This window comes from Nostoc sp. (genome assembly GCF_035638895.1).
GTDB lineage: Bacteria > Cyanobacteriota > Cyanobacteriia > Cyanobacteriales > Nostocaceae > Nostoc.
In genome coordinates, this window is the sequence record NZ_DASQZC010000549.1 from 1 (window position 1) to 10,581 (window position 10,581).

Annotated in this window: 12 protein-coding genes and 1 pseudogene; 9 read left to right on the top strand and 4 right to left on the bottom strand. The window is 42.3% G+C overall.

Translation table 11 applies throughout. The annotated features are described in order from the left end of the window. Positions 1–224: 224 nt before the first annotated feature. The 5 genes and pseudogenes from VE944_RS27000 to VE944_RS27020 form a co-directional block, all read left to right on the top strand. A pseudogene (locus VE944_RS27000) lies at positions 225–347 on the top strand (SDR family NAD(P)-dependent oxidoreductase); the annotation flags it as partial. Positions 348–457: 110 nt separating this feature from the next. Continuing rightward, entirely contained in the window at positions 458–1,549 is a 1,092-nt protein-coding gene (locus tag VE944_RS27005) for an alkene reductase (protein ID WP_324984504.1), read from the top strand. A 219-nt stretch (positions 1,550–1,768) separates the two neighbouring features. Continuing rightward, positions 1,769–2,482: a rubrerythrin family protein gene (locus VE944_RS27010; RefSeq protein ID WP_324984506.1), complete on the top strand. Its 714-nt coding sequence runs from the start codon at positions 1,769–1,771 to the stop codon at positions 2,480–2,482. Positions 2,483–2,578: 96 nt separating this feature from the next. Then, the gene (locus tag VE944_RS27015; RefSeq protein ID WP_324984510.1) at positions 2,579–3,781 is read left to right on the top strand and encodes an MFS transporter; all 1,203 of its coding nucleotides are present in this window, start codon (positions 2,579–2,581) and stop codon (positions 3,779–3,781) included. A gap of 133 nt (positions 3,782–3,914) precedes the next feature. Continuing rightward, positions 3,915–4,130: a hypothetical protein gene (locus VE944_RS27020; RefSeq protein WP_324984513.1), complete on the top strand. Its 216-nt coding sequence runs from the start codon at positions 3,915–3,917 to the stop codon at positions 4,128–4,130. On the opposite strand, the gene VE944_RS27025 is transcribed toward VE944_RS27020, so the two are convergent. The 4 genes from VE944_RS27025 to VE944_RS27040 form a co-directional block, all read right to left on the bottom strand. Beyond that, positions 4,120–4,695, bottom strand: a complete 576-nt coding sequence (locus VE944_RS27025; RefSeq protein WP_324984516.1) for a TMEM175 family protein — start codon at positions 4,693–4,695, stop codon at positions 4,120–4,122. The genes VE944_RS27020 and VE944_RS27025 overlap by 11 nt on opposite strands. Positions 4,696–4,821: 126 nt before the next feature. Then, complete coding sequence (locus VE944_RS27030) at positions 4,822–5,157, bottom strand: XisI protein (protein ID WP_324984519.1); 336 nt, start codon at positions 5,155–5,157, stop codon at positions 4,822–4,824. Between the two features lie 35 nt (positions 5,158–5,192). After that, complete coding sequence (locus tag VE944_RS27035) at positions 5,193–5,831, bottom strand: Uma2 family endonuclease (RefSeq protein ID WP_324984522.1); 639 nt, start codon at positions 5,829–5,831, stop codon at positions 5,193–5,195. Positions 5,832–6,062: 231 nt separating this feature from the next. After that, positions 6,063–6,698: a transaldolase family protein gene (locus tag VE944_RS27040; RefSeq protein WP_324984525.1), complete on the bottom strand. Its 636-nt coding sequence runs from the start codon at positions 6,696–6,698 to the stop codon at positions 6,063–6,065. Between the two features lie 231 nt (positions 6,699–6,929). On the opposite strand from VE944_RS27040, the gene aqpZ reads away from it, so the two are divergent. From aqpZ to VE944_RS27060, 4 genes are all read left to right on the top strand, one after another. After that, on the top strand, positions 6,930–7,628 hold the full coding sequence (gene aqpZ, locus VE944_RS27045; RefSeq protein WP_324984528.1) for an aquaporin Z: 699 nt from the start codon (positions 6,930–6,932) through the stop codon (positions 7,626–7,628). Between the two features lie 102 nt (positions 7,629–7,730). Further along, positions 7,731–7,856, top strand: a complete 126-nt coding sequence (locus tag VE944_RS27050; RefSeq protein ID WP_324984534.1) for an HNH endonuclease — start codon at positions 7,731–7,733, stop codon at positions 7,854–7,856. A gap of 120 nt (positions 7,857–7,976) precedes the next feature. Beyond that, a complete protein-coding gene (locus VE944_RS27055; RefSeq protein WP_324984530.1) occupies positions 7,977–8,261 on the top strand; it encodes a hypothetical protein in 285 nt (94 codons plus the stop codon). Positions 8,262–8,500: 239 nt separating this feature from the next. Beyond that, the coding region (locus VE944_RS27060; RefSeq protein WP_324984532.1) for an AAA-type ATPase lid domain-containing protein at positions 8,501–10,581 on the top strand (2,081 nt) is incomplete at its 3' end.

Here is a 10,581-nt window from a genome sequence, read left to right on the forward strand (position 1 = left end):
TAACAATATTCGCCAAGCCGTATCAAACCTTAATCTGCCGCCAAGAGGGCACGTATTCTTACCTCTTGCAAAGTATTTTCATTTCTCCCGCCTGACGGTTACTTGAAGTCGCTGGCGGGATTTTGCCTTGAATGAAGTTGGAATTTTACAACGCGATCGCTAAATTTAACCTTGGTACAGTACCTTAACAACATTGGCGAACCAAAATAAAACTAGATTAATCTATGGCATCAATAGCCGGGAAAATTGCAATTATCACTGGTGCATCGCGGGGAATTGGACGAGCGATTGCACTAAAATTAGCTGGTAACGGCGCATCTATTGTCGTTAACTATAGCGATGAAGCCAGATGGATCACTGGGCAAAACATCCGTGTAAACGGTGCAATTGCATGAGGTGATTAAAGCCTTCCTTAGGAACATCCAAAAATTAAATTATTCAATTCCTGCATCTAAATATGAATTCCAATATCAATCTTTTCACACCAGTTCAACTTGGCCCTTACACTTTACCAAACCGGATCGTAATGGCACCAATGACGCGTTTACGGGCAATTGCAAGCATCCCAAACTCGCTGATGGCAACTTACTACGCCCAACGGGCCAGTGCTGGGCTAGTTGTTACTGAATGTACAATGGTTTCACCTCTGAGCTTAGGATACATGAACTGCCCAGGAATTTACTCAGAAGAACAAGTGGCAGGATGGCAGTTGACAACTAATGCAGTACATGAACAAGGGGGCAGAATTTTTTTGCAACTTTGGCATTCTGGGAGAGTTTCTCACTCGGCTTTATTAGATGGATTGCCAGTTGCTCCTAGTGCGATCGCTGGGGTTGGCTCACTCCATACACCCATAGGTAAAGTATCGTTGGAAACTCCCCGCGCTTTAGAAACCCAAGAAATTTCCGAGATTGTCGAGCAATTCCGTAAAGGCGCAGAAAATGCCTTGGCGGCTGGTTTTGATGGGATTGAACTTCACGGTGCATTTGGCTATTTAATCGATCAATTCCTCCAAGATGGCTCGAACCAGCGCACAGATGAGTATGGCGGTTCAATAGAAAAGCGCAGCCGATTCCTTTTAGAAGTTGTGGAAGCAGTCGCCAGCGTTTGGGGTGCAAACCGCGTTGGGATCAAACTTTCACCAAGTAATACTTTCTACGGAATGCGTGACTCCAACCCTCAAGAAACTTTTAGTTATGCTATCAAGGCTCTTAACCCCTTTGGACTTGCCTATCTTCACCTGATGGAACCGAATGAAGTCGATTTAGCAACCCGCGAAGTCATGAATCCCGTAACACCCTACTTCCGCCAAATATTCCAAGGTACTTTGATAACTAATGGTGGCTACGATCGCCCAACAGGAGATAGTATTCTTGCCAGCAGTAATGCAGATTTAGTTTCCTTTGGTAAGTTATATCTTGCTAATCCTGACTTACCAAAACGCTTAGAACTTAACGCAAATTTGAACGCTCCAGATCCAAAGACATTTTATGCCCCTGATGCAAAAGGATACACTGATTACCCATTTTTAGAACTTCAGACGACTTGAAGAAATCACAGTCATCTCTAAATCAAAAACATCATTTGTCATCTGTAAAACTTTTCGGTTTTATAATTGTCCAAGAGCAGCTCACAAAACGGATTACGAAATATAAGCCAATCAACTTTGTATAAAACGTTTCTAAAATTGTACAAAGAATGGCTCATCTATCCGGTTGTAGAGTTTGTATTTTCAGGCTAAACATTACTTTGCAGGCATCCACAAATTATGGATTTGTCCAACTTTACTACACTCCAAAACTTAGAAGCTGCTTTCGGTGGTGAATCGATGGCAAATCGCAAGTATCTGTTTTTTGCGGATGTAGCGCGTCAACTTGGGTTTACAGACTTGGCGAAACTTTTTAAAGAAACAGCTGATCAAGAAACCGAACACGCTTTTGCACATTTTAAGTTGCTGCATCCAGAACTTGTGGTAGAAGATTTGGCTGCTTTAACTGATGAACAAAAGCGGGAAATTATATCTCGCTGTTTATCTTTGGCAATTGAAGGGGAGACTTACGAATACACCACAATGTATCCAGAGTTTGCCGCAGATGCTCAACGCGATAGCGACAATCCTGCGGCTGAAGAATTTCTCAAACAAGTTAAAGAATCAACCGATCATGCCAACACGTTTCGGGAAGCTGCACACCGTTTTGGCTTGTTAAAATTTATCGAAAATTACCACGCCGATCGCTATGCTGAAGCCTTAGAAGTATTAAATGGAGGACAAACAGCAACCAGAGTTGCAGGTGAAGATGCCAAAACTCGGAAATGGATTTGTAAAAAATGCAGCATGATTTACGATCCGGTTGCTGGCGATCCTGATTCGGGAATTACACCTGGTACACCTTTTGAAGAAATTCCCGATGACTGGGAATGTCCGATTTGCGGTGCTAGCAAAAAAACCTTTAAACCGTTTGAAGAAAAAGTTGCAGCTTAAGACGACAATCAATTAGGCACTCTTCTTTGCATATCAACGCGAAGCGTCTTAAGAGATGCTTCGCGTTCTTGATTATTTATACAATAAGCTAAAATCATGAATTCACCAGAAGATAACGGCCAATTTGAACAACAGAGGCCAATTTATCTAGAGCTAAATTTTCAGATTATTTGTGCAGTTGCCTTGATTGCTGTTATCGGAGTTTCTAGCGTGACTCCGGCTTTTCCCAAGTTAGCTAAAGAATTAAATATCAATCCGAAAAATTTGGGTTTATTGATTACAGTATTTACATTACCATCTCTAATTTTAGGGCCAATTATTGGTATTTTTGCTGATAGATGGGGCAGAAAGAGAATTATTGTTCCTTCACTGTTTTTATTTGGCATAGCTGGTACAGCCTGCGCCTTTGCCCGCGATTTTAATTTATTGCTATGGTTGCGTTTGCTGCAAGGGATTGGTGCTGCTTCTTTGCTTTCTTTGAGTATCACCTTAATCGGCGATTTATACACAGCAGACAGACGAATTACTGCAATGGGTTACAATGCAAGTATCAGCAGCGTTGGCACAGCAAGTTATCCAATAATCGGTGGCGTATTAGCAACAATGGGCTGGTATTATCCCTTCATGCTGCCCATATTAGCGATACCTCTTGGGTTACTGGTGTTGTTTGCACTCAAGAATCCAGAACCAAAAGGCGATCGCAATCTTCAACAGTATTTAAGCAATGCCGTAAAAGTTCTGAAAAATCGTCAGCTATTTGGACTTTTTATTGCCAGTGCTGCTAACTTTGTGTTTCTTTATGGCGCTTACGTTACCTATTTACCACAGTTAATTAATGATACCTTTAAAGCGCCGCCTACTATTATTGGATTGCTACTTTCTAGTGTTTCTATAGCAATTACTATTACAGCTTCCCAATTAGGTAGATTAGGTAGAAGATTTAGTGGCACAAGTTTAATTAGTGCATCTTATGTTTTTTATGCTTCAGCTATGTTAATAGTTCCCTTTGTGTCAAACATCTGGTTACTATTAATCCCTAGTACAATTTTTGGTATTGGACTTGGTATTGGTTTTCCTACTATCCAAACACTTTTAGCAGATTTAGCACCAAAAGAATATTTGGCGACGATTATATCGGTAAACGGAACATTCTATGGATTAGGACAAACATTAGGGCCGTTGTTAATGGGCTATGCCTTTGGTTTTGGTGGAATTAATAGTGTATTTTATGCGGCGACTGGTTTTGCAGTTCTGATATTTTTTGTGTTTAGGTATTGCACTTGTGTGAAAGAAGTCTAATATCGCTCATCAGATTATGGCAGTTCTCATTTGCATAAAAAACAAAAAACTTTATCCCGTCCTATTAGATATCTCTGTTTGATTGGGCGAGGTTTTTAGATAAGGTAAGGGAAAAGAAGAGGTAGATTTGTTTTTGCTAATCGAAACAATCGCATTGTCAGGTAAAACAATTGCATTGTCAGTTGATGCAATGGCATTGTCAGTTGATGCAATGGCATTGTCAGTCGATGCAATGGCATTGTCAGCCGATGCAATAGCATTGCCAGTCAATGCAATGGCATTGCCAGTCGATGCAATGGCATTGTCAGCCGATGCAATGGCATATTGGACAAATACGTTCAGGGAGTGAGAGTATTTTCAATGCGACGGTCGGGGATGAGCCACATAACTGCAACCACAACATATAGTATACAGGCAAGCCATGAGTTTACAAAGGCAAGTGGAATTGCCACTGCATACAATACCACCGATATTTTTCCTTTGAAATCTCGGCCTACTGCGATCGCTAATGTTGAATCGCTGCCATGATAAGAGATGAGGGCGCGGGTAAGGATGAAGTAAGCCAATGCAGATAACAGCAATACCGTACCATAAAGGGCAACTGGCATAGCAGCAAAGCTATTCTCACCCATCCAGCCAGTGACGAAAGGGATTAGCGACAACCAAAACAGCAAATGCAGATTCGCCCAAAGGATACGCCCATTAACGTGTCGAACTGCTTGTAAGAGATGATGGTGATTGTTCCAGTAGATACCAAGAAAGATAAAACTCAGCACATAGCTGAGAAATACTGGAATCAGGGGACGCAGCGCAGCTAAATCGAACCCATGCGGCACTTTGATTTCCAGCACCATAATGGTGATGATAATGGCAATCACCCCATCGCTGAATGCTTCTAACCTCCCTTTTCCCATATACGCATTCCTTTTTTATTTACTTGAAAGTTAAGTTGTGACACTCTGCACTTTATCGTACCAAGTAGCCGCCGTTGATGAAGATTATCTGCGCGGTGATCTTTGATATGCTGTGGTTGCTTTCCCTTAAGCTACTCCATACCCTGTATACGGACGCTTATACGACGGATGTAAACCCAGAATAATATTTTCTTTCGGCACGCCAATTTCTACTAATTCTCGCGCAATATCTACATCAGTCATATTGCGCTGAATCCAAATCTTTCCATCTTTAATATCCAAATGGATGATACAGTTGTAAACTCGCTTAAGTCCCTCCCAGCCAACTTCTAAAAGCTGGTAGTGATCATGTTCTGTATCAAACACAAGCTGAGACTCAATATCTGAATTGCCACTCTCAAAAGTAGCATGAGACGTTAATATTTGGCGGATGCTTTGGCGGTACTGTTCTATTCTTTCCATTCGACAATCACCTCCTGAAAGCGATCGCAAAATCTTTAATTCTCACTTGCCAGTTTCTGGCGCAATTCCCGAATAGCAGCGCTAGTATTACGCTCGTAGGCAATTTTCAAACACTCTGTAACTACCTCTGACACCTTGGTGTTAGGAAAATAGCGGCTACTGGTTTCAATAGTGTAGATATCGCCTTGCAATCTGTAAATCACAAGCTGATTCTTTCTAAACAACCAAACTTCTGGTACTCGATAAGGCAGATAGTCATTTACATCGGTGTAGCTGGTGATGTCTATCTCTACCACTAAATCGGGGGATGGATCAACGCCCCAATTTATGCGATCTTTACCTGCAATTGCCTCCCAGTTTTCAATATAAAAACAGTAGTCTGGTTCTATACCACTTTCCTGTGGCAGTTCCATTGTAATTGGGGTAAATGCCTCGTATTCTCGTCCCAGATGATCGAGTAAAACTTTGACTACATCTGCAATTACACTTACTTTTCGCCCATGTTCTGGTAGCGGTGCCATCAAAAGAATTTCTCCATCTCGATACTTAATGCGAGGAGAGGAGCGATCGCCTAGTTGTTCATTCAGTGCTTGATAGTCTTGCCAACTTCCGGGTAGGCGGACTACTGCGCCTGGGGGTAAATGGATTGTATCGGGTGTGACAACAGCGAACATAGAACTGAACCTCCATCTCCACTGTAATGCTTAAATATCAGCTGCTGCGGCTGAAAAATACAGCAGCGACAATAATTAAACCTAAAAGTGCCAAGGGAACCCAAAGATTAGGGATATCTGACAAACTCATATAGCAATCCGATTTGATTTCTGAACTTCTTTGCGTAGTCAGGGAGTAGGGAGTGGGGAGTGGGGAGTAGGGAATCCTAATATTTAATTACGAATTAAGAATTATTTTAAGCCGATGCCTCCTTTAGCGAATTCTTCAACAGTTTTTTGTGAGAATTCGTGAGTTGCGATCGCTTGCAACATTACCAATGGTAAAGTCAAATGATCCGCCCCGGCTTGCAATGAGGCGGCTGCAACTTCTGGAGATTTGATACTAGCTGCCAAGATTTCTGTATCACTGCCTTTGAGTACGCTAGCCATATCCCGCACCAAAGCAATACCATCACCTAACAACCGCGTGGCTCGATTTACATAAGCTATGGCAATTTTAGCTCCTGCTTCTCGTGCTACTGCTGCCTGTGCTGCACTGTAAATCGCTGTCACTGAACAGGTAATTTCTGACGATAGACTCGCCACCACTTCAAAACCTAACGGTGTTGCAGGAATCTTTAAAATTGTTTGTGAACCAATAATCTCAAAAGCTTTTCTACCTTCAGCTAGCATCCCAGCTTTATCAGATGCCACAAGTTGATAGTATAAGGGGCCATTCGTCAAGGCAACCAATTTTTTGAGCGTGGTTTCTGGTGGGGTATCGCTTTGAGACAACAGCGTGGGATTTGTTGTAATACCTTTCACCCATCCCCAAAGCTTAACAACTTCAGCTTCAGATGCGATCGCTGAGTCTAGATATAGTGCCATAATTTCTCCCGATCAATTCCCCAATATTAATATGCAATAGCTGCGAGTCGTGACAAGTTACAGCAGTTTTCAATTGGATAAATTTAATTTCTGATCAAGTTTTTCAATCAGGCAACCAACAGTATATCGTTACGTTTTATACTTAATAATCAAGAAGCGAGTATTTATCTTAGTGTTATTCGGCTAATGTGTACAAGTATGAATCATGTATAGCCAGTTATAGCATTTCTCATGAATCGTTACTCGTTAGCCAAACGATGTTTTGCAGAAGCTTTAGGTACAGCTTGGTTGGTTCTGATGGGCGTGGGTACTGCGGTTATTTCTGGTACAGTACCTTGGGTTGGAGTTACTGGGGTGGCGATCGCTTTTGGCTTAAGTTTGTTGACTGCTGCTTATACTTTTGGTTCTATTAGCGGATGTCATCTCAATCCCGCAGTCACAATTGGTTTTTGGGTAGCCAAGCAATTTTCTTTGCGAGACGTTTTGCCATATATAGGAAGTCAGGTTCTCGGCGGAATTTGGGGAACTACTATCCTGTTTTTGATTTGCATGGGCAAGCCTGGGTTTACAACAGCCGACTTTGGTTCTAATGGGGTGGGAATTCACTCCCCTGGTAACTATAGCTGGTGGGCTTGTGCATTAGCCGAATTTATTGTTACCTGTGGCTTTGTGCTGCTGATCTTGAGCGTAACATCTTCTCCCGCCTTCAAGCAGTCTGCACCCATCCCCATAGGTTTAGGGCTGACCTCGGTGCATCTTATCCTGATTCCGGTGACAAATGCCAGCGTCAATCCGGTGCGATCGCTAGCTACAGCTGTCTTTACTCAAGATTGGGCATTGGCTGACCTTTGGATTTTCATCGTGTTTCCAATTTTAGGCGGAGTTTTGGCGGGTATGGTCGCCCGATGGCTGCAAGAACCAGATATTTAATATTACTCACAACTTTATTGAGGCAGTGGCGGCGGATTACTCCAACATAAAATCATGGGTAAACATCCTAAAGCGCCAACAAGGGTGGCAACACTCCTGAAGATGCAGAAAGGAAAGTGTACTCACTGTGGACTGTTTTTTCACTATGAAGATTTGATGGAAATCGACCATAAAATCCCCCGTTCCCAACGCGGTAAGGATAAAAAAATATATTCCAAAAAATTCTAAAAACATTTTCTAAAAATTTCATCATTTTGCACCAGAGTTGTGGCTATATGTCAAGCAGTTGCTTTATAAAAACATTTAGATTACTCTAAGGGCTAAGTTAACACTTAATACTTTAGAAAGATGACAATAAAAAATAGTGACATTTTTTACCTAGAGAATCTCACAGAGACAGATGAAGAGGCAATTCTTGGCGGTGTACTGGTTTCTGCTCCTGGTAAAAACGGAATAGACCCTGATGGGAACCCTAGTACTCCTCCAGGGAACAGCGGAGTAACATTACCCACTGAGATTAATCGGCTAAATCCTCAAGGGAAAGCCAGAGGATTTGCATCTACACAATCTCCTGGAATAGTCAAAAATGGGAGACAGTTTGAGTTTGATGGAACAACATTTAGGCCAGTTTAATTAATTACTAATTAGTGTTTTAGATATGTTATGTGTTGCTTCATGTAAACAACATATAACTTGAGAATATTTTTAATTTCTAACTCTATTTGATTTGCGGTTCTCTCATATCGCTTTTAGTCTAAACTCCAGTATCGAAGAACATAATATAAGTTGTCATGCATCGCCACACGAAGATATTTCGATGTGGCTTTCAAGTGATAATCTTCTTATATAGCAGCCTACACGGAGAACTTAAGATGACATCTCCAGAAACGGTTATATGGCTACAAGAACGGACGAGTTTAGGAATTCTCTCGTCTGAAGTGTTAAATGCGATCGCTCAAGTAATTGAAGAACAAGTAGTGAGTGCCGAAACTGACTTAGTTAGCGAAGGCACTCCTCCAGAAGCCCTTTATATTCTTGTACAAGGTAAACTCGAAAGCAATAGCACCAATCAAACCAACCCAGCCTTAGCTTGTGGATTCCTCCCCGGTGCGGTGATTGAACTCAAAGAATTGCTGTTGGATCAATTAACTCCATTCACAATTACTACGGTGACAGATTGTCACTTGTGGGTTGTTCCTGGTGATAAATTTCGCCCTTTAGTTAACCAATACCCCGAAATTGCTCAGGCTTTTTCGCGTCAATTGGCTCAAGAATTAGCTCAAGCAACATCTGCACTTGGCTATGAACAAGAACGTTCCGTAGCTTTGCGACCATATTTAGTTACCAAAGCCCAACGCGGAATTGTCGGTACAAGTCGCTATGCAGTAAAACTGCGGGAGCAAATTCGTTTATCGGCGGCTGACTGCAAATCAGTGGATATTTTTGGAGAACCAGGGTTAGAAAAAGACAATATAGCAGCCCTCATCCACTTTGGTTCTCCAAAACGGCGAGAACCAATTATTAAAGTAAATTGTGGTATTCTGCAAACGAGTGGTGCAGATTTATTCGGTCGGGCTGGCGGTAAACCAGGACTGTTGGAATGGTTGGGAGAAGGTACTTTAGTTCTCAACAACATCCAAGAATTGCCCGAAGAATTATTACCTCCGGTGACGCAGTTGCTCAAAACTGGCACATATACCCCTGTGACTCGTTCAGGAGAAGCAGCACCTGAACCTCGTGCCAGTAAAGCCAGAATTCTGATTGTTTCAGAAAAAACTCAGCCGACAATTGAACGCTGTATTGGTCACATTATTAAAGTACCACCGCTACGGGTGCGGAAAGCTGATATTCAGGCACAGGTTGAATATTATACTAGTCTCTACATTCGGGCTAGAGGCATTTCTAAACCACGCATCACCCCAGAAGCTTTTCGTCGCCTCCAGTCTTATGATTTTCCTGGCAATCTCAAGGAATTAAAAAATCTGGTAGAAAGAGCGATCGTGCAAGCAGAGGGTGCTAATGAATTAACAGAAGAAATTTTCTGGCCAGCCGAAGCGAAGAAAAAACGATTTCGGGTAAATCTGTTAAATGCCTATCCTGATTTGCGGCGGTTTTTACGTAGTCCTTGGTGGCCCGATCGCATTAACTATGGTTTTACTGCAACGGCTTTTGCGATCGCAGTTGCAGTCTTATTTATTGGGCCACAAACCCGCGATCGCAATTTCGTTTTAAATCTATTTTGGGCATGGTGGTGGCCTTTCTTCTTATTTCTCTTTCCCTTTTTGGGGCGTATCTGGTGTTCTGTTTGTCCCTTCATGATCTACGGGGAAATTACCCAAAAGTTATCTCTGTGGCTATGGCCTCGACAACTCAAGCGCTGGCCTAGACAGCAAGCGGAGAAATGGGGCGGATGGTTCATGTTTGGTTTATTTACCCTAATTTTCTTATGGGAAGAACTTTGGCATTTAGAAAATACCGCTTACCTCAGTGCTTGTTTACTGCTGTTAATTACTGCTGGGGCGATGATTTTCTCCGCTCTTTTTGAGCGGCGATTTTGGTGTCGTTATCTCTGTCCCATCGGCGGGATGAATGGTTTATTTGCCAAACTCTCAATGACGGAACTCCGGGCACAGCAAGGTATTTGTTCTGCCAGTTGCACCACATATCAGTGCTATAAAGGTGGGCCACAAAAAGGCGAAGGGATGGAAACTAATGGATGTCCTTTATATTCCCATCCAGCACAGTTAGAAGATAACAGAGATTGCGTACTGTGCATGACTTGCCTTAAAGCCTGTCCCCATCGTTCCGTTGAATTCAACTTGCGTCCCCCTGGTATTGAACTGTGGACAACTCATGTACCCCGCACCTATGAAGTAGCATTATTGTTTTTGTTGTTGGGTGGGATATATCTGCATCGCTTGCCAGAGTTACAATCTTGGTTGGGGTTACAACT

Coding starts and splice junctions, on each gene's coding strand:
- VE944_RS27005 (WP_324984504.1), top strand. CDS start 458: ATGAATTCCAATATCAATCTTTTCACACCAGTTCAACTTGGCCCTTAC.
- VE944_RS27010 (WP_324984506.1), top strand. CDS start 1,769: ATGGATTTGTCCAACTTTACTACACTCCAAAACTTAGAAGCTGCTTTC.
- VE944_RS27015 (WP_324984510.1), top strand. CDS start 2,579: ATGAATTCACCAGAAGATAACGGCCAATTTGAACAACAGAGGCCAATT.
- VE944_RS27025 (WP_324984516.1), bottom strand. CDS start 4,695: ATGGGAAAAGGGAGGTTAGAAGCATTCAGCGATGGGGTGATTGCCATT.
- VE944_RS27030 (WP_324984519.1), bottom strand. CDS start 5,157: ATGGAAAGAATAGAACAGTACCGCCAAAGCATCCGCCAAATATTAACG.
- VE944_RS27035 (WP_324984522.1), bottom strand. CDS start 5,831: ATGTTCGCTGTTGTCACACCCGATACAATCCATTTACCCCCAGGCGCA.
- VE944_RS27040 (WP_324984525.1), bottom strand. CDS start 6,698: ATGGCACTATATCTAGACTCAGCGATCGCATCTGAAGCTGAAGTTGTT.
- aqpZ (WP_324984528.1), top strand. CDS start 6,930: ATGAATCGTTACTCGTTAGCCAAACGATGTTTTGCAGAAGCTTTAGGT.
- VE944_RS27050 (WP_324984534.1), top strand. CDS start 7,731: ATGCAGAAAGGAAAGTGTACTCACTGTGGACTGTTTTTTCACTATGAA.
- VE944_RS27055 (WP_324984530.1), top strand. CDS start 7,977: ATGACAATAAAAAATAGTGACATTTTTTACCTAGAGAATCTCACAGAG.